At 67.3% G+C, this 22483-nt stretch carries 17 protein-coding genes and 3 pseudogenes; 15 read left to right on the top strand and 5 right to left on the bottom strand.

Going from position 1 to position 22483, the window contains the following annotated elements; all coding sequences use genetic code 11:
• Positions 1 to 79: 79 nt before the first annotated feature.
• From ACFW47_RS34875 to ACFW47_RS34865, 3 genes are all read left to right on the top strand, one after another.
• Positions 80 to 760: a ThiF family adenylyltransferase gene (locus ACFW47_RS34875; RefSeq protein ID WP_386308254.1), complete on the top strand. Its 681-nt coding sequence runs from the start codon at positions 80 to 82 to the stop codon at positions 758 to 760.
• The gene (locus tag ACFW47_RS34870) at positions 757 to 1155 is read left to right on the top strand and encodes a DUF6527 family protein (protein ID WP_386308253.1); all 399 of its coding nucleotides are present in this window, start codon (positions 757 to 759) and stop codon (positions 1153 to 1155) included. The genes ACFW47_RS34875 and ACFW47_RS34870 overlap by 4 nt, the downstream gene beginning before the upstream one ends.
• 325 nt (positions 1156 to 1480) lie before the next feature.
• On the top strand, positions 1481 to 2305 hold the full coding sequence (locus ACFW47_RS34865; protein ID WP_386308252.1) for a hypothetical protein: 825 nt from the start codon (positions 1481 to 1483) through the stop codon (positions 2303 to 2305).
• Here ACFW47_RS34865 and ACFW47_RS34860 read toward each other — a convergent pair.
• Positions 2302 to 2816: pseudogene (locus ACFW47_RS34860) on the bottom strand (IS5 family transposase); the annotation flags it as partial. The gene ACFW47_RS34865 and the pseudogene ACFW47_RS34860 sit on opposite strands and share 4 nt — an antisense overlap.
• A gap of 163 nt (positions 2817 to 2979) precedes the next feature.
• On the opposite strand from ACFW47_RS34860, the gene ACFW47_RS34855 reads away from it, so the two are divergent.
• From ACFW47_RS34855 to ACFW47_RS34845, 3 genes are read left to right on the top strand one after another with little or no spacing between them, the layout of a single operon-like run.
• Positions 2980 to 4092: a tyrosine-type recombinase/integrase gene (locus ACFW47_RS34855; protein ID WP_386308251.1), complete on the top strand. Its 1113-nt coding sequence runs from the start codon at positions 2980 to 2982 to the stop codon at positions 4090 to 4092.
• The gene (locus ACFW47_RS34850; RefSeq protein ID WP_386308250.1) at positions 4089 to 4415 is read left to right on the top strand and encodes a helix-turn-helix domain-containing protein; all 327 of its coding nucleotides are present in this window, start codon (positions 4089 to 4091) and stop codon (positions 4413 to 4415) included. The genes ACFW47_RS34855 and ACFW47_RS34850 overlap by 4 nt, the downstream gene beginning before the upstream one ends.
• Positions 4412 to 6733, top strand: coding sequence for an XRE family transcriptional regulator (locus ACFW47_RS34845; RefSeq protein WP_386308249.1), 2322 nt, complete (start codon positions 4412 to 4414; stop codon positions 6731 to 6733). The genes ACFW47_RS34850 and ACFW47_RS34845 overlap by 4 nt, the downstream gene beginning before the upstream one ends.
• Before the next feature lie 159 nt (positions 6734 to 6892).
• Here the strand turns inward: ACFW47_RS34845 and ACFW47_RS34840 are convergent, their stop codons facing one another.
• Positions 6893 to 7681, bottom strand: coding sequence for a class I SAM-dependent methyltransferase (locus tag ACFW47_RS34840; RefSeq protein ID WP_386308248.1), 789 nt, complete (start codon positions 7679 to 7681; stop codon positions 6893 to 6895).
• A 446-nt stretch (positions 7682 to 8127) separates the two neighbouring features.
• Here ACFW47_RS34840 and ACFW47_RS34835 point away from each other — a divergent pair, with 446 nt between their 5' ends.
• The 9 genes and pseudogenes from ACFW47_RS34835 (at position 8128) to ACFW47_RS34795 (ending at position 18460) form a co-directional block, all read left to right on the top strand.
• Positions 8128 to 9423, top strand: coding sequence for a GNAT family N-acetyltransferase (locus ACFW47_RS34835; protein WP_386308247.1), 1296 nt, complete (start codon positions 8128 to 8130; stop codon positions 9421 to 9423).
• 155 nt (positions 9424 to 9578) lie between these two features.
• A complete protein-coding gene (locus ACFW47_RS34830) occupies positions 9579 to 10466 on the top strand; it encodes a GNAT family N-acetyltransferase (RefSeq protein WP_386308246.1) in 888 nt (295 codons plus the stop codon).
• Positions 10467 to 13008: 2542 nt separating this feature from the next.
• A complete protein-coding gene (locus ACFW47_RS34825; RefSeq protein WP_386308245.1) occupies positions 13009 to 13551 on the top strand; it encodes a hypothetical protein in 543 nt (180 codons plus the stop codon).
• 131 nt (positions 13552 to 13682) lie between these two features.
• Entirely contained in the window at positions 13683 to 13880 is a 198-nt protein-coding gene (locus tag ACFW47_RS34820; RefSeq protein ID WP_355569844.1) for a toxin-antitoxin system HicB family antitoxin, read from the top strand.
• Positions 13877 to 14173, top strand: a complete 297-nt coding sequence (locus ACFW47_RS34815) for a hypothetical protein (RefSeq protein ID WP_386308244.1) — start codon at positions 13877 to 13879, stop codon at positions 14171 to 14173. The genes ACFW47_RS34820 and ACFW47_RS34815 overlap by 4 nt, the downstream gene beginning before the upstream one ends.
• Before the next feature lie 184 nt (positions 14174 to 14357).
• Positions 14358 to 15227, top strand: a complete 870-nt coding sequence (locus ACFW47_RS34810) for a hypothetical protein (protein ID WP_386308243.1) — start codon at positions 14358 to 14360, stop codon at positions 15225 to 15227.
• 266 nt (positions 15228 to 15493) lie between these two features.
• Positions 15494 to 15895, top strand: coding sequence for a hypothetical protein (locus ACFW47_RS34805; RefSeq protein WP_386308242.1), 402 nt, complete (start codon positions 15494 to 15496; stop codon positions 15893 to 15895).
• Positions 15896 to 15951: 56 nt separating this feature from the next.
• Positions 15952 to 17856: pseudogene (locus tag ACFW47_RS34800) on the top strand (Helicase associated domain protein); the annotation flags it as partial.
• Between the two features lie 313 nt (positions 17857 to 18169).
• Entirely contained in the window at positions 18170 to 18460 is a 291-nt protein-coding gene (locus ACFW47_RS34795; protein WP_386308255.1) for a helicase associated domain-containing protein, read from the top strand.
• Between the two features lie 228 nt (positions 18461 to 18688).
• Here ACFW47_RS34795 and ACFW47_RS34790 read toward each other — a convergent pair.
• The 3 genes and pseudogenes from ACFW47_RS34790 to ACFW47_RS34780 form a co-directional block, all read right to left on the bottom strand.
• Positions 18689 to 18901 (bottom strand): annotated as a pseudogene (locus tag ACFW47_RS34790) (transposase family protein); the annotation flags it as partial.
• A 43-nt stretch (positions 18902 to 18944) separates the two neighbouring features.
• Entirely contained in the window at positions 18945 to 19976 is a 1032-nt protein-coding gene (locus ACFW47_RS34785; protein ID WP_386308241.1) for a hypothetical protein, read from the bottom strand.
• Between the two features lie 398 nt (positions 19977 to 20374).
• Positions 20375 to 20677: a hypothetical protein gene (locus ACFW47_RS34780; protein ID WP_386308240.1), complete on the bottom strand. Its 303-nt coding sequence runs from the start codon at positions 20675 to 20677 to the stop codon at positions 20375 to 20377.
• Positions 20678 to 22483 lie beyond the last annotated feature (1806 nt).

Here is a 22483-nt window from a genome sequence, read left to right as displayed (position 1 = left end):
GGGAGAGACGCGACGACATCCACGAAGCATTCCTCGGCCTCGCCGTCTGCCTGATCACCCACCGCCACGTCCAACGCCTTTGTTAGGACCTTTAAACCGCCGCTACCGCGGCCACCACATCGTGATTGTCGGCCTCGGCGGCACCGGCAGCTACATCCTGGACCAGATCGCCAAGACCGAAGTCGACACCATCCTGCTCATCGACGGCGACACCTTCGACAACCACAACGCCTTCCGCGCCCCAGGCGCCCCCACCGTCGACACACTGCGCAGCCGCCCGAACAAGGCCGCGTACTTCGCCTCGCTCTACTCGCACATGCACCGCGGCGTCACCGCCTGCGAGCAGTACCTGGACGAGGACAACCTCGATCTCCTCGAGGGCGCGACGTTCGTCTTCCTCGCGTCCGACGACGCGGCCGGCAAACCGGCACTCATGGACCGGCTCGAAGACCGCGACGTGCCCTTCATCGACGTGGGCATGGGCATCGAAGAAATCGACGGCAGCCTCAGCGGGCTCCTGCGGGTGACGACGAGCCTGCCCGGACGGAGGGAACAGGCCCGCCGGCGTATCCCGTCACCGGCAGCCGAACGCGACGTCTACAGACGCAACATCCAGACCGCCGACCTGAACGCACTGAACGCCGTCCTGGCCGTCATCCGCTTCAAACGAGCCATCGGCGTCTATGCAGACGCCACCGACGAGGAATTCGCCACCTACTCGCTGATCACCAACGAGATCGCCAACGAGGACCTGCCATGACCGAGACCGACGAACTGCGCCCGGCATTCGTCGGGACCTTCCCCACCTCGATGAAACCGGGAGTGCTGTACGTGTCGCTCCCGTACCGCACGTGCGGCCATCTGTGCTGTTGTGGCTGCGGGAACGAGGTCATCACCCCCTTGTCGCCCGCACAGTGGGCCCTGACCTACGACGGCGAGAGCGTCTCCCTGGCCCCCTCGGTCGGCAACTGGGCCCTGCGTTGCCAGTCGCACTACTGGATCCGGCACGGCAGGATTCACTGGAGCCGCCGCTACTCTGCCGAGGAGATCGACGAGAACCGCTACCGCGACCGCCAACAGCTCGGCATGGCGGAGAACCAGACCAGGTTGAATTTGCTGGACAGGCTGCGACGGCGCTGGCACCGGCGCCACTGAGCCGCACAAGAGCATCCCTCCCGTGCGTGCCGCCCCAGGAGCGGGTAGGAAGCAGCGAGGCCAGACGGTCCGCTCAGCGCCCCACCGGCCGACACCCTCCACGGCCGTCGATACCAGGACACGAGGGGTCTGCCGTTGATCAGCCCCGCCGCCCCTCGACAGACACCACGATCTGTCGGCATAGCATCGTGGCAGGACAGACTGGTACTTGGCCGTCACTGTGACGACGAGTCTGATTCCATGCGGGAAGAGGGGCATGCACACGGCAAAACGAGGCGCGCTCGGCGGGGCGAGCAACGAGGCAGGCGCCAACCACCGTGCCGGCGTGGCCGCGCTGCTCGCCACCTACGGCCTGCTGGGCGAACCGGTGCCATGGCTGCGCTCCAACGCGTGCCCTGTCCTGGTCCGTATGGAGGCGGACCTGCACGTCGATGACGTCGTCGTCGACCTTGCCGACGGCACCCGCGCCTTCATGCAGGCCAAACTCACCGCAGGCAGCAAAGCTTTCGAGGACACCGTCGACCAGTGGTGCCGGTCTGTCGCCTTCGGCGAATGCCGACCCGGTGACGAACTGCTGTTCGTCACCGCCAGGACCACCAAGACCTTCGAAGACCTGGCCGACGCCCTGGCGGCCCGCCGCAGCGGAGCGTCCCTGACCGCTTCGGCAGCCAAGCACATCACCAAGCTGCGGCAGTTGGCTGCTACACACGGACTCGACGAGCCGGCCACACGGCGACTGCTGGACGCCGCGGCGATCCGTGCGCTGGACGCTCGCGACAACGGCCCGGACGAGGCACTCGGCAGTGCCTGCCTGAACGCGGCCGTCGTCCCCACGGGGCACGGCCAGGCTGCCTTCCGTGCCCTGCGCGCGGCAGCACGCACGCAGGCCGAGCAGCGCACCGCCTCGGACCTCGCCGTCTGGCACGGCTGGCTCACCACCGCACAACTGCCCCTCATCGCCGACGCTGCGGGCGCCGCAGCGGCCCGACTGGAGGCCCAGGACCAAGCGGTCCGCCACTATCGCGAGCAATGGGCACGAAGACAAGATGTCCTTCCGCTCGCTGACCTGGGGCTGGGCCTGACGTCGATGACCGTGCCCGGCATGACCACAGACCTCCGCGCGACGACGCCCGGCCATAAGAGGTCCTAACAAAGGCGTTGGACGTGGCGGTGGGTGATCAGGCAGACGGCGAGGCCGAGGAACGCTTCATGGATGTCGTCGCGTCGTTCCCACCGGATCCGGAGGTGGCGGAGGCCGTGAAGCCAGGCGATCGTGCGCTCGACGACGTAGCGGAAGATGCCCAGGCCGGTGCCGTGGGGCTCGCCCCGTCTGGCGATCACGGGCCGGATGCCGCGCTGCCAGCGTAGACGACGGTACTTGTCGTGGTCATAACCGCGGTCGGCTGGCAGTACATCGGGGCGTTGCCGGGGTCTGCCGACCCGGCCCGCGACGGCTGGAATCTTGTCGAGCAGCGGCTCGAGTTGGGTGACGTCGTTGCGGTTTCCCCCGGTCAGCGACACTGCGAGCGGGATGCCCTGGCCGTCGACGATGAGGTCGTGTTTGCTGCCCGGCCGTGCGCGGTCGACCGGGCTGGGCCCGGTTTTGGGTCCCGTCGGGCAGCTCACACGTGCGAGGAGTCGATCACCGCCCGTTCCCAGTCAAACGCGATGAATTGCAGCTGATGCAACATCCCGCAGCTCGCCAGAATCACCGTTTCCGCTGATCATCCCTCCAACTCCTCTGTCACGTCGGCGTCACAGCGGAGCCATGACCAGGGCGGTAGCAATAGACGCAACATTGATGCGTTTGATACAACAGTCGCCATGGTCGCTGAAGCACCCAGTTCGGCGCGGCTCCTCCTCGCTCCGAACGTCGTACACCTGGCCCCGGAATCAGCGGTGTTCACGGCGATGAAGGAGGGCTGGGCCCGGCAGCAACGCGCCCGGTTCCTCAAGGCTTCGACGATTGAACCGCGGCTGCGTCTGATCAACCGGTTCGAGGTGTTCACGGGGCTGTACCCGTGGCAATGGACTCCAGCGGACGGCGAGGCGTTCATCGCGCACCTGCGTAGCGGCGCCGATCCGATCCGTATGTCGACGGCGAGGACGTACGAGGTGACGATCACCTTGTTCGTGGAGTATCTGCTGGACCGCCGGTACGGATGGGTGGATACCTGTCAGGAGCGGTTCGGGCAGGCGCCGCAGGTCGTCTTTCACGAGGCCAACTCGGTGGTGCACACGCTGGAGTACGAGGGCGACCCGCGGCGTCGGCCGCTGACATACGATGAGGTCCAGGCCCTGTTCGACGCGGCTGATGCCCGGCCGGCCCAGGCCCGTGGACACGGGCGAAAGGGGATGCTGACCGCGTTGCGTGATGCTGCGGTGCTGAAGACGATCTACGCCTTCGGAACCCGGCGCACCGAGTCTTCCATGGTCGACCTGGTGGATTTCCGGCGGCATCGGAAGAGCCCGCAGTTCGGGCAGTTCGGCTCAATGGCGGTGCGGTACGGCAAATCGTCCAATGGGGCGCCGCCGAAGCGGCGGACCGTGCTGCTGGTGCCGGAGATGGACTGGGTAGTCGACGTCTTGGGCGAGTGGGTGCATGAGGTGCGTCCCCGTCTGGCGCCGGGCCGGCATCCGGCATTGTGGGTGACCGAGCGGGCCGGGCGAATGTCGCCACGCTCGATCAACGAAGCCTTCACCGCGGCTCGGGACGCGGCTGGCCTGGATGGAGCCCTCGATCTGCACTGTCTGCGCCACAGCTACATCACGCATTTGACGGAGTTCGGCTACCCCGCGCGGTTCGTGCAGGAGCAGGTCGGCCACTCCCACGGCTCGACGACAGCCATCTACATGGGCGTCTCCGACGAGTACCGCAACCACCTGCTGGAGGCTTCGCTGAAGCGCCGGCTCGGCGACGACTGGGACCTGACATGATCAAGAAAATGGGCTACGAGTGGCGGCTGCGGCAGATCATGGCTGAGCAGGAGATGTTCCACACCTCTGACCTCGTGCCGCTGCTCGCGGAGCGCGGCGTCAGCCTGTCGCGTGAGCAGGTCTACCGGCTGGTGACACAGCCCCCACAGCGGATGAGCATGGACACTTTGGTCGCCCTGTGCGACATCTTCGGCTGTACCCCGAACGACCTCATCAAGCCGACGGTCGTCAACGCGCAGGTGAAGAAGACCGCGGGCGGCGAGGAGGCACCGCTGGCGCTGACGGAGCGCAGGACCACGATCCGGCGCCCGGGTGCGCAGTGAGGAAGTACCTCACCCCGGACCAGATACGGCTGCGCGAGGACCTGGCCGGGGCCCGTGACCGGATCGTCGTCCTGCTGAACCTGTCCGTCGGAGATTCCCTCGGCATGGAGCAGGCTCAGGAGTTCGTCGAGAAGGCGCGGGCTTGGAGCGGTCCGAACGCCTTCCGCCTGCTGCGCTACCTCGCGTCCAGACCCGACGCGCTGAGTGTGCCGACGCCGGACTGCCCGCCCTGCGGGGTACGGCTGATCGCACTGCTGATCGAGGCCGGTCACGGCGAGAAAGTGGGCCTGGTCCCTTGCTCCGACTGCGGACGGACGAACCCGTTGCCGACCTACGCCGGACCCGAAGGGCGGCTATGTTACGGCTGCTCCAGTAAGCGCCTGGCAGTCCGGTGCGCGCGGTGCGGCAAGCTCGCGAAGGCAGTGGCACGACGTCCGGAAGGACGGATCTGCCAAGTATGCAAGGAGAAGGAGCCAGGCTCGCGCAAGGAGTGCGGCAGCTGCCGGCGGATGATGATTCCCACCCGGCACCTGCCCGACGGCACCTACCTGTGCCAGACCTGCGCCCCCAAGAAGCTCCAGACGTGCTGCCGCTGTGGCCGCCGGCGGCGGGCGAACGCGCTGACCGCCGACGGGCCCGTCTGCGGGACCTGCTACACGGGCCCTGCGCGCCGGTGCGGCATCTGCAAGCAGGTGGCGCCCATCAGGGTGCGGGCAAAAGGCGAGACCCCCGACATCTGCTACCGCTGCTACGTGCGGCCGGAGAAGCTCTGCACGGTATGCGGCCGGATCCGTCGCGGCCACCACATCAACCACGGCAATGGACCCTTCCACTGCGATGGGTGCGTCCCATACGAGGCCCGCAAGCGGCAGTTACACGCGTGCGCACTGTGCGGCCAGGAGCGGAAGGTGGGCATCTTCTGGCCGGTAGGCCCCGTCTGCCCCTTGTGCTACCGGACTGCTCTGACACAGCCGGAATCGTGCACGATGTGCGACCGGCAGCGCATACTCGTGGGTCGCAGCCCAGACGGCGGCCGGATCTGTAAGGCGTGCTCCTTCCCGGACGAGCGGCCCGATTACTGCTCGTCCTGCCAGCAACCGGCTGACCTCCTGCCGGGACGCCGCTGTCCACGCTGCACCCTGCTCGCCAAGGTGACCAGCCTGCTCTCACGCGACGGAACAACCCTCGACGCCTCCCTGCAGCCGCTCGCCGATGTACTCAGCGACGCTCCCAACCCCTACCCCGTCCTGGCCTGGCTGCGCCGAAGCCCCGCCGCGCGCCTTCTGGGGCAGCTGGTAACCGCTCCCGCCAAACTCGACCACGCGGCCCTGGACGCGCTGCCCCAAGGACACGCCACCACCTACGTCCGCAGCCTGCTCACCACCGCAGGCCTACTTCCGCAACGCGATGAGAACCTTGCCCTGCTCATCAACTGGACGGCCCGCACGCTGGCCAAGCTGCCAGGACATCAGGCGATCCTGATCCGCCCGTTCGCCGAGTGGCACATCGTCCGCGATGCCCGCCGGCGCTCGGCGCGCGGCCGCTACACCTACATCGCCCACAAGGGCGACTGCGGCAACATCCGCGCCGCCATCGACTTCCTCACCTGGCTGGACACCCAGCAACAAACCCTCCAGAGCCTCACACAGGAAGCACTGGACATCTGGGCAATCTCCAGGCCCGCCCTGCGCGCCCGTTCCATCCCCTTCATCCGCTGGGCCGGTGCCCGCCACCTCACCCGGGCCGACCTGACCATCGAACACCCGCCCTCCCAGCTCCCCGGCCACTTCCAGATCGAAGAAGACCACTACGAGGAACTACGCCGCTGCCTGAACGACCCCTCGCTCCCGTCGGACGTTCGCATCGCCGCAGCCTTCATCCGCCTCTACGCCCTCCCCCTGACCCGCATCGTTGAACTCACCACCGACCACCTTCACCACGACGCGGATCACACCTACCTGACGATCATCCGCCACGCCGTCGTCCTACCACCGAAGCTCGCCCGCCTCATCGACGAGCACCTCCAAGACGGATCCCGGCACGGCAACGAAGCCACCAGGTACCTGCTGCCGGGCCGAGCCCCCGGGCGCCCCCGCAACCCTGCAGGACTGTCCAACAAACTCAAGCGCTACGGCCTGCCCGCCCGCGCAGCCCGGAACACGGCCATGATGCAAGCGCTCGCCGACCTGCCACCCGTCGTGCTCTCCGACTTGATCGGCATCCAGCCGAGAACCGCAGAACGCTTCGCAGCCATGGCCGGCAAGAACTGGTCCGACTACCTGGCGGCGACTCGCCCGCACCCGCACCAAACGAGTTGATGGGGTGTGTGCATCAGGCAACGATAGGACGGAGTAGCAAACTTGTTGACAGCCAGCGCGGCGAGGACCGCACCCGCAGCAACTGCTAAACACTTGGCGAAGACCCGCTGCAAGCGGTTGCGAGCCGGCGCGTCGGCAACGACAACGACGAAAAGCGGATTAGCGCGCCGGCTCAGACGTGCCTCGCGCCTGGTCGCGGCTGGCGACCACCAGGTATCCATCGCTCTCGGGGGCGAAGGTGGTGGACTGTACCGTGAGCCCGACGCTCCGCAACTGCGTCACGAGGTCCTCGTACCGGTAGGGCCAGATGGACAACCGCTCCGAGCAGGCTCGCACTGCCCCGTCCGGCTCGATCTGGGCGACCACGATCTCAAGGAAGTGTTCCTGCTCCCAGCGCTGCTCGATCTGCCAGTAGTAGCTGACGACCGCATCGCGGTCGTTGCGGCGGATGAGTCGATCGCGGACGTCTACCCGTGAGCCGGCGGATCGCACGAGCTCCCAGTTGCGTGAATGGAGCACAAGGCGTCCACCCGGATGCAGCAGCCGCGACATTGCTTCCAGTGCGGTCAGGCGCCCGGCTGCGCCTTCGGCGTGCCCGAGCGAATTGCCGACGCAGAACACCAGATCGAACGTGGAGTCCTCCAGGTGGTCGGGCAGCTCGTCCCAACTCGCGCGGAGGGCTCGAAGCGAGACACCCTGCTCGTCGGCGACCTTCTCGGTCCGGCGAACCATCCCATCACTGGCGTCTGCGGCGACCACGTCAAGGCCAAGACTCGCGAGACCGACGGCGAGCTGGCCGGTTCCACACGCGCAGTCGAGGACGCGCGCGTTGGGCGGCAGAGAGCCCACGACATCGCTGTAGTAAACCGAGGCTGCCTTGGCGGGGGTCAACCTGTCGTCCCCGATCAGCCACTCGTACACGTCGGAAAGCGCCCCATAACCAGCCACCGCGATACCTCCATCACTCGACGACACGCGGGCTAGACCGCGCCTGCGATTCGGACCTCGCGCCTCGCACTGTGCCAGGCCGTGTCAGCGAAGCATTGAGCAGGACCCAACCACTTCCGACCGCTGAGACTCCACCGGATTTCGTGGGAAACCGCGACGCGCCGCACCGACGCGAGACCCCACTCCACCGGCGCCCCGTCGGCCACGATGCGGCAGCGCGATACGTCCCGTCCCGATGCCTAGCTCAAGGACGCGGCCGCCGGCTGCGAGTCCCGCCAGCACATCGACGGCGGGAACCACCACCTCCGGCTTTGAGCCTGTCAGGCCCACCCGCAGCAGCGCCTGCAAGGTCCCGGCGCTGGCCGCGCATGGCCAGGTTCTCCGACGCGCGAGCCCAGCGGATATTCGGTTGCTCGCCTGTTGAGGCGGTGGATGCAATGTCCGGCATGGTGACTGAGGTCCGCCCGCCGCGACACGATGAGATGGCTGCGTACTACCGGGCATTGCCGTACGCGAACGGCTTGCCGAGCTGGGAGCCCGCGGACGCGGCGTGGCACGGCGGCCCTGAGCCGTGGCCCCCACCGCGCACGCCTGCGAGTGCGGAACAGCTTGAGAAGTGGGCCGCAGCAGACATCAAGGACCAGGCGTTCCACCCGATCGCGGCGTTCGTCGACGGCAGATGCGTCGGCGCATCGGCAACCATCTCCTTCGAGGTGACGGTTCCCGGCGGAAGAACGGGGAGGATGGCCGGGGTCACTGCCACCGGAGTGATCGCGACGTACCGTCGGCGCGGGTACCTGCGGCAGATGATGCAGGCGATGTTCGATGCGGCCCTGGAGCGTGGCGAGCCGTTGGCGATGCTCAGTGCGAGTGAGGGCAGCATCTACGGGCGGTTCGGGTTCTCGCCCGTGACCTACCGCACCCGGTGGGAGCTGGCCCGTCACGAAGCCGCTCTCCTGCCGGCAAAGCCCGATCCCGGGTCGCTGGAACTGGTTGACGCTGCGCAGGCGAAGAAGGCGTGGCCTCAAGTGCACGCGGAGGTGCGTGCCCACCGCGTCGGGGAACTCGGCCCTCTCCCCGAGCGCTGGGACGGGCTGTCCGACGAAGCAGACGGCACCAACGGGCCGCTGCGCTATCTCGCCCACCGCGACCAGTACGGCATGGTGGACGGCATCGCCAACTTCCGGCTGCCGTGGTCACCGACCACGGACCGCGCCGGAACGCTCGTGGTGGAAGCCCTGGAGGCGACGAACCCGGTGGCCTACCGTGCCCTGTGGGGACTGCTGATCGACTTCGACCTCACCAAGACCGTCGTGGCGGCCGGCCGACCGCGCGACGAACCCCTGAGGTGGATGCTCACGAACCCGCGGGCAATGCGCATCACCCGCCAGACCGACAACCTCTGGGCGCGCCTGCTCGACGTCCCCCGCGCCCTGACGCAACGCTCGTACCTGACGCCCGGCGAGCTGACGTTCACCATCGACGACGACCGGATGTGCCCGGCGAACAACAGGACCTGGCATCTGAAGGCAGACGGCTCCACGGTGACGTGCGTTCCCACCGCCGAGACGCCCGACCTGACCATCACGCTCTCCGCGCTCAGCTCGCTCTACTTCGGGGGCCTGTCGGCGCGCCACCTGGCGTACGCGGGCCACATGACTCCGCATACCGACGGTGCGATCGGGCGGCTGGCTCGGATGTTCTGGACCGACCCCGAACCGCACAACTCCTTCGGCTTCTGACGGGGCGGTGCCTGTCGAGTGATGCCTTCGGCTGGTCAGCCCGCTTGGCCGTAGCCCTCGGTACGTGGACTGTCGGGACATGCCCCAGAACGTCACGCGGCTGAAAGGCGTTGAGCAAGTGCTCCCCGAGTCGAGGAGATCTAGGATCATGAAGCATGCTCCTGGAAGACTGGCACCTCACTCAAGACGTTGACGACTTCCTCGCCCGAGCCGGGGACTTCCTGCGCTCGCGCCCCGCCCTGCACAACACGCCGCTGACGGACATCGAGAAACTGCGGATTCGCAGGCCGGATGCACACGGCCCCGTCACCGCCGTCTTCGGTTGGCTGGAGCTCGGAGGCGAGGTCCACGCGATCTTCTATCTCACTTCGCGCGGACGCCTGGGCCTCACCCCCCTCTCTGTCGAGCAGACCGAGGCCCTCGCCGCTCATCTGGCCGTCCTTGGCCACTCGCCCGCCAACGTCATCGCGGACCATGACACCGCCACCGCATTCGCCGATTCCTGGCAGCGCCACACGGGCGCGGCGCCAACCCTCTTCTGGCGGACGCATCTCTACCGTCTCGGCACACTCACCCCGCCGCAGCCACGCCCGGAGGGCCGGGGCCGTCTCACGGACGGGGCAGACCGCGAAGACGTCGTGCGCTGGTGCCGTGAGTTTTGCGTCGACGTCGGGGAGCAGTCCTCTATCGACTTGATCGACGCCGGTTCCTGGGATGACTCGCGTTTCGGCGACCGGCACTTCACCTTCTGGGAGACTCTCGACGGCACCCCCGTCTCGATGGCGGCTGCGACCTCGGTCATCGGCGGCATGGTCCGAGTGGATCCCGTCTACACCCCGGCCCATCTCCGGGGCCGCGGCTACGCGGGCGCTGTGACGGTCAAGGCGAGCCGGGCAGCGCTGGCTGAGGGCGCGACGGACGTCGTCCTGTTCACGGACCCGGACAACCCCACCAGCAACGCGCTCTACCAACGCATCGGCTACGTCCGTCTCGCCGACTTCGCCGGATACAGGTTCTCCCACGACGCACCAGCGGCTGGATGACCGGTGCCCTGGGCAACGGCCCGGGAGGGCTCACTAGTAGGTTCCGCATCGGCGGTACGGCAGGCTTTGCTCACCATCTGAAGCATGCCGTTGCGGGAATAGTGCATGAATCGAATACCGCCTCTTCGCCAGTAGGTCCGCGTCACCACCGAGGCCATCGTCGGAGCCGTCACCGGCACGCCCGCGACCCCTCGCACGCTGCTGCTCGGCCGCTACGACGACACCGGCCGCCTGCGCTACGTTGGCCGCACTGTCCCTCTCGCCCGCACCGCGACGCCCGCCCTCGCGGATGCGCTGGCGCCGGCGGTCGGCGAGCATCCGTGGGCGGGCCGGTCGTTCACCGCCGGGTGGGGCAGCCGCGACGTCCTGGACGTCACGCTCGTCGACCCGCAACTGGTGGTGGAAGTCGACGTGGACGTCGCCCGCGACGGGGCCGGCCGATGGCGCCACCCCGTACGCCTCCACCGGGCCCGCCCGGACCTGTCCTCGAAGACTGTGGCGCACTTCGGCGCCTGAACGGCAAGCCGGGGAATTCGACGCGCGCCCCTCGAAGTCATGTGGCCTACTGCCCACGTCCGTAGGCGTCCGCGAGCTTGGTGTCGGTCATCAGGCGTCGCCCAAAATCACGGGGGCATCGTCTCGTTCGGAAGACGGTGACGTCTCAGCTTGCCGGGGCAGGTCAGTTCCATGCGCGTAGGGGTTGCAGTCTGGACAGCGGCGCATCGACTCGCCCCCATCAGGGCCATCAACAGAAACCCAGCGCATATTGAGGTCCGGTCCCTCGCAGGCCCCGCACCAGTCCGGCAGGGGTGGCGCCGGACGAGAGGAAGGCGGAGTATCGCCGATGATGGCGTGCCTCACTTGGGCCAGACTCAGGTGGAGGGCTGCCATGTCGCGGTAAGCGCCGGCTAGTTCGAGTTGGCCGTCTGTGAGCCACTCAACCGCGCGGGCCCCGAGGCTTTCCGCGGTCGCGAGGTGTTCGCTGGGCATGGGCATGAACGCAAGATCCTTTACGTCGGCTGGGTGTTTGGCGATGACGGCGGTGCACTCCAACGGCGGTTCGCTGGCGTGCGAACCCTAGGGACAGGGCGACTGGGACGGACGTTCACGGCTGGCGGTCCTACTTGGCGTCGGCGCTCTTGAGCCACGCAGAACATGCACCTGGGTCCCCCAGCGGCTGTTGCGTCGATCGGTGCTCCTGGATGCCGCTGGCACCCAGTGCTCCGCGGCCGGGACAACTCTCTAGCGATGACAAACGCCGCATGAACAAGATCCGCGACTTGCTGAAACGCGTCATCGGGAGACCGGTAGTCAAGGTCCTGTACTGCGTGGTTCAGCGCCCCTCGAACCTCCATCAGCTTCGCGTGATCGTACGGAGGATCGGGCACGGCCCAGCGGTACTTGGAGGCGTTCTCCGCCGCTTTGACGTTGGGACGGCCGATCCTGCGGCGACTGTTGCACAGCAGACAACGGCTCCAGCCCTCCGGCGCCTCAGTGTCAACAGGGCCACTCGGATGGTCCGCACAGCCGGTAGCGCTGCGGGCAGGAGCGAGGTTCCTCGCCACCAGAAACACTTCCCACAACGCGTCAGCGATGTCCTCGTATTCAGTGGGATCGGCGGGAGCATCCAAGTACAGCATCCGGTCATCAACGCCCGGTAGTTTGTTGCGCAACTCCCGCAACAAGAACGGCCGCCCCGTGGGTACCCGGTAGGAAGAATGCTCATGCTGCATGGCGCAAGCCTAGAGGGTGAACCATGCCAAGAGCTGGGCGAGCGAAAACGTGGATAGGTAGTTGCTCCACGCCTGTCCGGCTTCGACGTCCCGCACATGGGAACGAGTGACGGGATGAGCTACGGCAGCACCGCTCGGGCTCGTCCTTCCTTGTGGCGCCTGACCGCGTGGCAGCCGCCCGCTGGCATCCACGGTTGCGCACAGTGGGCCGGTGCGACCTCGACTGCTCACCCTTCTGCTCCTGCTGGGCATCACGGGCTGCGCCACGGTGACTCCCTCGCTCCCGGCCGACGACCGCCCGCAAGGCGTGCACGGCCCCGCCGTCCCAGACCGTCCGGCCGTGTCGACGTCCACCGTGCCCGCGGCCCAGCCCTCCGGGCGTTCCGCCCTCGTCAGGATCGCGCCCGACCGGCCACGACGCACAGCCAAGAGCGACAGGACCCCCAAGCGCCATACGCAGGCCCCCGAGGGGCGGCGCTCCGCAGTCCCTCCGAAGCGGCCCACTCCCCGGCTCCGTCCCGCTGCTCCCCAGCGCCCTGTGCAACCGCGCGAGCGGCCTCGCTCGAGGGTGCAGCGCCGCGTCCCGCAGATGCCGTCGGCCGGGTCGCAGCCGCGTGAGCAGTTGCGGGAGCTGTGCGACCGCGCGGACGGGGTCGCCGTGTCGGACCTGGCGGGCCTCTGCCACCAGACCTGGGGGTAGAGCGGACGAACCGGGGGCGGGATTACGGCTGCTAAGGAAGCGTCTGCCCCGCTCCCGTGCCAGGGCGGAACCTGCCCTTCCAGGCACCGGACGCTGGCAGACTCGGGACATGTCCGAAGCGATCATCGGCGGCCTGGTCGGCGGCCCTCTCGGTGCAGTGATAGCCCTGCTCGGCAACTACTTCGTGGTCCGCGACTCACGATGGGGTCGAGAGGCCACCGCGGAGCAGCAAGCAGCCGCCAAGCTCCTGGCGATCCTGCGTCCCGTGCGGATGGGTACCCGAGCGCTGAGCGGCTGGATACCTCAGTGGGAGTTCACCGAAGACTGTTACGCGCTCATCTTCGGCTTCCGTCACCCCAAGGTCCGCCAGCGCCTCAACGCCTCGATCCACATGATCTCCGACGCCGCGTCACTGCGCGACATGACCGGCGACGAGGCCGTCCTGTATATCCAGCAGATCGCCATCGAGGACGTGCGCCAAGTCCTGGAGGCGCGCCTGGACCGAAAGCGACTGCCGCAGCCAAGTTCGAGCTGGGCCTTCGCCAACAAGCACCTCCGTGGGGCGATGGAAGAACACCAGGCAGCAGCAGACGAGGCCATCGAGGAGTTTGAGCGTCAGCAGGAAGCCATCGATCCGCCACTCCTCCCGTAGCGGACTGTTTACCGGCCGAGGGAGAGGCCAGTGCTGGGGATGGGCACTCGTCCCGTGTCCGGAGGCGTGCCCCTTCAGCAGGACCCACCACGCGCCTTACGCCACCACAATCCGGTGGCTATCCTGCAACCATGTCTGTCATCACGATGACCCTGCGCGTTCCGGACGATCTCGCCCCCTCGATCCGGGCCGCCGCGTCCGAGGCCGGCCTGAGCGTGAATGCGTACGTTGTGCGTGCCGCGCGCCGTGCCGCCACCCTCGATGCCGCGAAGCAGCTGGCCACGCTCGGCCTTGGCGACGACCTGGCGGGCGAGGGCGACGCCCTGTGAACCGTGGGGAGATCTGGTCGCTCCCTGACGGCCGCAACGTCCTGATCATCAGCCTGACCGGCCTGGAAGAGGTCTACGGCGCGGTTCTCGTGATCGTGCTGCACGACAGCGGCCGCTACCCCGATACCGCGATGTCCGTCGTCATTGGCGACCCACTCCCGTGCACCGCCGTCGCCGTCAACATCGCACAGCTTCGTGTCGACCGGTTCGACGGCGCCAAGCTCCTTGGCCCGGTCGATGCCGCGGCCATGGCCCGCGTGGATGCCGCCCTGCGCGCCGTCCAGGACCTGTAGCCACTCGCGAATGTCGCCCGCGACGGGGCTGGCCGATGGCGCCACCCCGTACAACCCTCCATCGGGCGCGTCCGATCCACGCGTCCAGCCGAAGCCCCCGCTCCTCTTGGTCGCCACCGCTTCCGCTGCTATCGGTGACAAAAGCACAGGATGAGCAGGACGCTGTGGAAATAGACTCGCCTGCGTGACAAGAACATGGCGGCGGCTGACGGACCGCCTCGACGGCAAGCAGGATGCAGAAGTCCTCTACGAGGAGCTTCCTGACCACCTGGCCATACCCGTGAGGCAGTGGGCCCACAAAGTCCTAAGCAACTATCCGCTGGTTGACCTTGTCTGCCTGCGTCTGCGACTGCCGTCCAGAGTCCTCAACAGTCGCGCGCCGAATGAAGCGCTTGCCAACTATCAGGATAAGAACGAACCGATGATCTTCATAGAGATCATCGATGTCTTGCTGGCTGGTCTCGCGGACGTCAACCCGTATTCAGCGGGGAGGTACGGGCTCCCCGTCCACGAACTTCGTAGGGAGTTGGATCTCATCCTTACCGAAGGAGGATCTGCCTACACGATCAACTCGGACAAGGACGGGCTGTGTCGCAGAGTCGATGAAACCCTGCGTAGGTCTTTGGATGCCGCGGTGCAGGCTGCGGACAAGCAGACGCAGGGAGCGGGCACCCACCTCCGCGAAGCTTTTGCTGCGGCCTACGGGATCAGTCCTAACCCCAGTGCTGCCTACTCCCACTCAATCAAGGCGGTAGAAGCCATAGCCAATCCCCTGTTTCTTCCCAAATCACCTGAACCGACCCTGGGAGCAGTGCGATCGACTCTTGATCAGGGCAGAAGCAAGTATGAGATGGTCGTGCACGACCGATCGGGGAACCTTGCGGAAATCAATGCGGTCATTGAACTTCTCAACCTTCTCTGGCACGGGCAACGTGACCGCCATGCAGGCGGACCCACGAGCCGACCAGTGACGCAGGAAGCCGCCGAGACCGCCGTCCACACTGCCGCTCTCCTGGTCCACTGGTTCGCGACGGGCGCGATTCGCAAGAAGTAGCAGAGGGCGGCGCTTCGCGGCCCCGCCGAAGCGGCCCATTCCCGGCTCCGTCCTGCTGCTCCCCGGCGCCCTGGCAGCCGCGGGAGCGGCCTGGTTCGACGGAGTAGCGCCGCTCCCTGCAGGTGCCGCCGGCCCGGCTCCGCTGCATGAGCAGATGCGGGAGTCCCGGAGTGAAACTTAGGACCCCCCTTGCTTTTTTGTTAGGACCCCCCTAAATTTGTGGGTGTCGGGAGGGACCGTCCCTCCGGCAACGCGAGGGGGACGTCATGAACCGCGCCGATATTGCCTACCAGGTCAGCCTCACCATGGACGGGGACAGCGGCGGCTTCGACCTCGACGCGATCCTCGATGACCTCGCCGAGGCGGGTGTCACCAGCAGCGTGGACGACATCGACTCCGACACCTACTGGGAGATCGTCAACCGGCACGACACCGGCGCTCGGGCGGAGGAGAAGGCGGAGAAGGCGCACGCCGCCTACCTGGAGGCGGAGGCCGCGTACAAGGAGGCCACCGTCGCGCGGCAGGTCGCGTTCGCTCGGGCCATCGACACCATGGGCCGCGGCGGTCAGACCATCCTGTCCAACAAGCTCGGACTGTCCGCGCCCACGGTGAAGGGCATTGCCGACCGGGGCCGTCAGATCCTCGCCGGCCGGGAGAACAGTAAGTGACCGTCGGTAGCGGACTCCGACCACCTCATCTCACGGCACCGCAAAGGACTCTGCTGATGACGAAACTCCGCCCTCACCAGCGTGAGGCTGTCGACGCCGTACGGGCTGCCCTTGAGGTGCCTGCGGCCGGTACCGTCCCTCAGCGCGGGCTGCGCACGCAGGTCGTCATGGCGACCGGCTCGGGCAAGACCCTGGTGGCCGCGCAGAGCGCGCAGGAACTGCGGGCGGGCCGCGTGCTGGTGCTGGTGCCTTCGCTGGATCTGCTGGCGCAGACCGAGGCGGCCTGGCGCGAGGCCGGCCGCACCGGCCCGATGATCGGCGTCTCCTCGCTGCGGGGCGAGAGCGCGGCCTTCCCCAGCACCACCGACGTGCGGGAGCTGATCGACTGGGTGCGGCCGTTCGACACGGTCACCGTCTTCGCCACCTACGCCTCCCTGGGACTGGGCACCCTGGAACGGGCGCACCAGGGGGGCCTGCCGGGCTGGGACCTGATCATCGTGGACGAAGCCCACCGGACGTCTGGCCGGATCGGCAAGCCCTGGGCGGTCGTCCACGACAACACCCGCATCCCGGCACTACGGCGCCTGTACATGACCGCCACGCCGCGCCTGTGGCAGCTCGGAGACGACGAGGCAGTCGGCGCCCCGGGCGAGCTGGTCGCGAGCATGGACGACGACCCCGCCAGCCCGTTCGGCAGCAGGGCGTACACGTTGACGCTCTCGGAGGCCATCGACCGGGGAATCTGCGCCCCCTACCAGGTGGTGTGCGTGGACATCACCGACACCCAGCTCCAGGCCGCGCAGCTCCTGGGCGCCGAGGCCCGCTCGGACGAGGTCCGCGGGGCCCGGCTCGCAGCCCTCCAGACCGCACTGCTCAAGGCGTCGTCCGAGGAAGGCTTTCGGCGCACCCTCACCTTCCACCACCAGGTCAAGGAAGCCGAAGCGTTCGCGGCCGGCCTGCCCGACGTCGCCGCCAAGCTGCGCGCCGAGGACCCCGTCCTGTACCCGCGCACGATCTGGGCCAGCTGGCTGTGCGGCGAGCACAAGCCCGCCTACCGGCGCCGGGTGCTCGCGGAATTCGCGTCCGGGATCGCCGCCGACGGCACGATCGTGGAGAAGGGTTTCCTGGGCTCGGTGAAGGTCCTTGGAGAGGGCGTCGACACCCGGGAATGTGACTCCGTGTACTTCGCGGACGTGCGCGGCTCCATGCCCGACCTCGTCCAGGCCGTCGGCCGCGCGCTGCGGATGCAGCCCGGCGAGGGAAAGGTCGCCTCGCTCGTCGTGCCCGTTCTGCTCGGGCCCGGTGAGACGGCCGACAGCATGCTCACGTCGCGCGCGTTCGGCGGGCTGGCGAAGCTGCTGACCGCCCTCCGGGCGCACGACGCGCGAGTGGTCGAGCAGCTCGCCGAGCAGCAGGCGCAAAGCCGCGTGAGGGGCGTGCAGAGCCGCTCCAGCAGCGAGGAGAGCGAGGAAGGCGGGAGCGGCCGAAGTGACCGTGGCCTGTCGATGCCGGCCCGGGCCCTGCTGAAGTTCTCCACGCCGCGCGATCCGGCGCAGCTGGCCGCGTTCATCAACCTGCGGGTCCTCAACCCCGAGCACGCGCACTGGCGGCGTGGCATCGAGGCCGCCGCCCTCTACGTCCGCATCCACGGCGACCTGAAGGTGCCCTTCGCCTACCGGGTGCCCGCCGCCGACGATCAGGAGGCGCAGGCCGAGGGGTGGCCGGCCACGCTCGCCGGTTTTCCGCTGGGTCAGTGGATCGCCGACAGCCGGCGCACCTACGCCCGCGGCGACATGGACGCCGACCGCGTCGCGCAGCTGGAGAAGCTGGGCATGGTGTGGTCGCACTTCGACGTCGCCTGGGAGGAAGGTCTCGCGGCGGCGTGTGGGTGGGCGGCCGAGCACGGGCATCTCCTGGCCCCGTTGGACGCCACCTACCAGGGCTACCGGGTGGGCATCTGGCTGAAGAACCAGCGGGCCGCCGCCCGCAAGGCGGCCGAGATCGAGCAGCGGCGTGCCGAGGGCCTGCCGGTGGAGTCGGCGGCGAACGCTCTCGGAGGTGAGGCGCGAGCAGCTGGAGGACATCGACCCCTCCTGGTGCCCGGCCTGGCCGGTGGAGTGGCAGCGCGCCTTCCACCTCGTACGGCTCCGCCTGGACGCCGGCCACCCGCTGCCCACGTCGCCGGGCGACGTCGTGCACCAGGGCGAAGACCTCGGCCGGTGGGTCCGCTCGGTCCGGCTCGGGTGGGACAGGCTCACCACCGTGCAGCAGTGGATGTGCGAGCAGGTCCTCGGCATCGAGCCCGCCGACGAGGACGAGAAGCCCACCCCGCGCCGTACGCAGGCCAACAAGTGGGCGCTGAACTACCAGGCCGCCAAGCAGTTCTACGAACGCGAGGGCCACCTCCAGGTACCCCGCAAGCACGTCGAGCGCACCGTCGGCGAGGACCAGGAGGAGCGAGAGCACAAGCTCGGAGCGTGGATCGGCAACCAGCGCAGCCGGGCCGCGACGCTGGCCCCGGAGCGGGTGGAGCAGCTGACCGCGATCGGGATGCGGTGGGCGTAGCGGACACCGCATCCCGTCGGCTCCAGGGCGTGATCGCTGTAGGCGGTGCCGACCTGGTGATGCGTCCCAGGCGGTGCCGACGAGCGTGAAGCAGTCGTACAGTGCCTGGATGGGGAAGAGGGGGCAGTGCCAGGGACCGTGGTGCGACCTATCGTTGCCCGATCCTGGCCCCACCGGACGTCCGAAGAAGTACTGCTCACCTACGTGCAAAGGACGGGCCTACCGGCTCGGGGCCAGTTGCCGCAGGGTCAGGTTCGTGCGCCAGTACGCGGCGACCAGCAGGACCCGGTCCTCCAGCGACAGACTCCAGGGCCGGCCCTTGCGTACCGGATCCGCCCCCTCACGCCGGAGCGCAGTGATTAGCTTGCCGAACTGGCGCGGGCTCAGCCCGGTGAACGGGGCTATCCAGGACGGCTCCGACGCCGTGATCACACCAGACACAGCAAGATCATCTCACCTGTGACCAGCAGTTACGGGACAACCCTTAGCTTGCGCTATCCGTTGCGGTGTCGGCAGACCTCCCAGACTTGGCGCGGACCGCTGCGGGATCGCTATCAACGTGGTGCTTGAGAAGCAGGATCTCTCCACACAGGACATAGGTGTTGAGTGCACAGAGGTTGGCCGCTTGGAGGGCTACGGCGGCGTGGACGCCTTTGTTGGTCATCTCGTCGATGGCGGTGAACCGTTCATGGAGACCCTTACCCAGGGCGACGGTTACCTTGGCGGCGGACCTACTGCTGTTGGATTGCTTGATGAACTCGAACAGACGGTTGCGGTACGAGGGCTGATCGAGCTTATGCCCTGACTCGCTGAGGTCATCCTGTGCCGGGAGAACGTGGTCGACGACTGCCTCCAGGATCCGACGACACGTCGTGAGGGCCTGAGAGAGTTCCTCCGCGCCGGGGCCCTCTGGTGTGCGGGTAGCAGCCTCGTTCATCCGCCGGTAGACGGCGGTGAACTTCTCGACCAGGTCGGGGACACCTTCGGCAAGCATCTTGTCGACCTCAGCCTTGTAGCTGCCGAAGATCGATTCATTTACGGACGTGTAGCCGAAACGGCGTTCCCATGCCACCAGGTAGGAGAAAGTGCGCAGCCGTGCTCGGTCCTGAATCCCCAGAAGGGCCATGTCCGCCTTGACGCTGGCAGCGCTGCTCGTGCTGGGCACTTTCTCCGTGAGGTACTCGATGTCGGCGAGTGAGTGGGCCAGTATCATGCCTGGTTCGTCACTCTTCTCGCGGTCCTTCAAGTACTCGCGCATAGCTGAGACATCAGGACTTGTCCCGTCACGGTCGCCCCACAGCGATGGGTCGGTCATCAATCGCTGCAGGTCACCGCGATGCTGGTTTGGGTCACCCCCGCGGTCTTGCAGATCGAGCCCGAGCCGTACAGCGGCGTGTGAGTCACCGATGAGGCTGGCTATCCGCACGGCACGCCGGACCGAGACGTGCAGCGGGTGATCATCGAACTCGTCCAGTGCCCTGCGGATAAGGGCGACGATGTGCTCAGTTGCATCCATCCGCCGAATGTAGTGGGCAAGTGGTCCGCAACACCTCGACTCCTGCCCTGTCCGTCTCCCGTCAGGTGTTACCGCAGCAGGAGGCCGGCGGCCATCTGCTGCGCGAGCCAGGTGCTCGGTGCGGCCCCGACGAGCGCACCACCAGAGCCCCTGTGGGCCTGCCGACCCGCCTGCGGGCAATGCTGCGCGACTCTAGAACTGCGCAGTCAAGTTGGGTGGCCCGTCGACAAGAGCGAGATCGTTCGTGCCCTGCTCCGGAGCCAGCTGGCTGAGCGGGAGCCCCATATGGCGCTCCCGCCGCCGTGCAGCCTGCCGAGGAGGCTCGGGATAGGGAGGCGACCCGTTAGGCCGTCAGATCGCCCCCTGGGCCCTTCCTTGGGGCAACGGGGATCTAGCGGTCACTCGATGAGACCGGTTTTTTCGCTCAGGTGGATCATGAGTGTTGTTGTGGCAGCGAACGTTGCCGCTGCCCAGATGACTGGTTCAGCAGCGCCTTCCGCCACGTGGGTGCCGATGATGTAGGCGCCGAAGGCCGAAGCGATACCTGTCACGACGGCCAGAAGCACCACCAGCACCTTGATTTTGGTGCTGTGGGGCTGCGGCACGGGGACAGGTGGAGACATGGGCAGCTCACTGCTCCCGTTGCGATCCGTTCCCCAGCTGCCGGCCCGCTCGGGCTGCTCGTCGATGTGTACCGTCATGGATAGGCCCTCCAGGGTCTAGGGGCCTGCCTGCCACGATCCGCCAAAGATTCCGACAGGCAGGCCCCGCTTCGTTTCTCGGCCTGGTGCAGCCGAGGCTGTCGTTCACGCCCCGCCGCCTGCTGAGGCGGTCTGACTGGTGCGTACTCCGCTGAGGGAGTGCAGCGACATTAGCCCCAGACGAGCCGTCAATTCTGGTGGCCTGCAACGCAACTTACCGGTCAGTTAACTAACGCTGAAGTCATAGGGCGTGCGCGCCTACGCGCGTGCGTAGGCGCGCGAGAGTGACGCAGTTCACTTCCGTGGGCGTTTTCGGCGCTTCCCGGAGCCCTTCTTCAGGCGCTTCTGAGGGACGCTATGGGTGGTCTGCTGACGCTTACGCCCCCTCCCTCGCCGGGTCGATTGGCGGTTGGGTCCGCGACTCTGCGACCACAAGCCGTACCGACGCAGGACCTTCCTGCGTTTGTAGTCAGCCTCCACAAGCCACTGGTCATACTCTGCTTCCGAGAGATGTTGGGGAGGCCGGCTCCCTTTGCCCCGCCGGATGGCGATTAGCTCCCGCTGGCGCTGAGCTTGCTCCAAAGAGCGACGAACCGACGCAAACCACTTCGTGACTCGTGGCTTGGTGTAGCCGGTCAGGAGAGCGAACTCGTCAACCGCAATGCCCGCGGCCATAGCCTTTCGCACAAGCGCCTTAGCCCTGGCTGAAATCTCCAGGTCTCTCTGAATCATGCGGCGACGCTGCTGATCAATGAGCTCAAGCCGACACTGAGCGCTCTCGACCGAGACGACTCGAGCCCCTTTTTTCTGCTTGCTCAGCCAACGCATCACGGTCTCGAGCTTGTATCCGCTCGTTGCGGCGGTCTTCTCGAGACTGATTCCGGCTGCCACTGCCTCCGCAATGCGTTTTCGCACATCACGCAAGTTCTTAGCGCCAGCCGACTGTAAGCGTTTACGGCGTCGAGAAATGCGAATCAGGTGCACACGGAGGCCCTCGGCCTCCTCGTCTTGCGCAGCCCTGTACCGCCTAGATACTCCATGCTTCATGAACACCCCCTTGGCGGCATCATGCCAAAGAGAGCCATCAGGTCCGCAGGTTGGCCGGCCGGACCCGACCCAGGCCAAGGAGTGAGCAGGGGTTCTTGCACATGCTGCGCCATCCGATCGGCCCCCATCGGCTCGTCGGCAGCTGTCGAGGGTCAGCTAATCTGCGTAGTTGGTGCGCTTCCTGGCCTGGGGCTGCGCAGGTTGAGTGAGCGGGGCAGTGGCTGTTTCGGCTCGTTTGATTCTGATCAGAATGCGGGTGGGCTAGCAGTCTGAGTTGCGGGTTTCTGGAATCAGGGTGTGGTTGCGCAGGTTGGTTGAGCACTGTGCAGATTCACTGATCCTTGGTACCAGAATTCCGTCCGGTAGATCGGGGGTAGGGGCTGGGCTGGACCAGAGTTGGTCTGGAACTTATTTTGAAGCACAGGGTTGGTTGGGTGATGTTGGAGGCGGGTTGATGAGGCACCTGATGCAGGGTCACCGACCCCCGCCACCCCTCCGCCTCGCTGCCCGGGCCGCAGGCCCGTTGCTGGCACCGCGCAGCGGGGCCGGCCTTCGGGGCGCAGCGCGCCCGGGTGGCTAGAGCGCAGCGCAGGCCACCGCTCCGGGAGCGCAGCGGACGGAGCGTCACCACCCCGGCTGCGCCGGGGTGGTGCGCTGCTCGCGCAGCGAGCAGCAGCGCTCACGCGGAGCGGGAGCGCAACCACCGCGCGCAGCGCGGTGGTTCGCTGCCTCCGGGCGCAGCCCGGAGGGGACCCGCTC

Source organism: Streptomyces sp. NPDC058796 (assembly GCF_042745235.1).
In the GTDB taxonomy this organism is placed as follows: domain Bacteria; phylum Actinomycetota; class Actinomycetes; order Streptomycetales; family Streptomycetaceae; genus Streptomyces.
Note: the sequence above shows the minus strand (reverse complement) of the source record. Positions and strands in the feature narration are given on the sequence as shown.

Bases quoted from the DNA above. Each gene is read 5' to 3' on its own strand.
- ACFW47_RS34830 (WP_386308246.1), top strand. From the start codon at position 9,579: ATGCTCCTGGAAGACTGGCACCTCACTCAAGACGTTGACGACTTCCTC.
- ACFW47_RS34870 (WP_386308253.1), top strand. From the start codon at position 757: ATGACCGAGACCGACGAACTGCGCCCGGCATTCGTCGGGACCTTCCCC.
- ACFW47_RS34855 (WP_386308251.1), top strand. From the start codon at position 2,980: ATGGTCGCTGAAGCACCCAGTTCGGCGCGGCTCCTCCTCGCTCCGAAC.
- ACFW47_RS34825 (WP_386308245.1), top strand. From the start codon at position 13,009: ATGTCCGAAGCGATCATCGGCGGCCTGGTCGGCGGCCCTCTCGGTGCA.
- ACFW47_RS34780 (WP_386308240.1), bottom strand. From the start codon at position 20,677: ATGACGGTACACATCGACGAGCAGCCCGAGCGGGCCGGCAGCTGGGGA.
- ACFW47_RS34835 (WP_386308247.1), top strand. From the start codon at position 8,128: ATGGTGACTGAGGTCCGCCCGCCGCGACACGATGAGATGGCTGCGTAC.
- ACFW47_RS34820 (WP_355569844.1), top strand. From the start codon at position 13,683: ATGTCTGTCATCACGATGACCCTGCGCGTTCCGGACGATCTCGCCCCC.
- ACFW47_RS34850 (WP_386308250.1), top strand. From the start codon at position 4,089: ATGATCAAGAAAATGGGCTACGAGTGGCGGCTGCGGCAGATCATGGCT.
- ACFW47_RS34805 (WP_386308242.1), top strand. From the start codon at position 15,494: ATGAACCGCGCCGATATTGCCTACCAGGTCAGCCTCACCATGGACGGG.
- ACFW47_RS34795 (WP_386308255.1), top strand. From the start codon at position 18,170: ATGTGCGAGCAGGTCCTCGGCATCGAGCCCGCCGACGAGGACGAGAAG.
- ACFW47_RS34785 (WP_386308241.1), bottom strand. From the start codon at position 19,976: ATGGATGCAACTGAGCACATCGTCGCCCTTATCCGCAGGGCACTGGAC.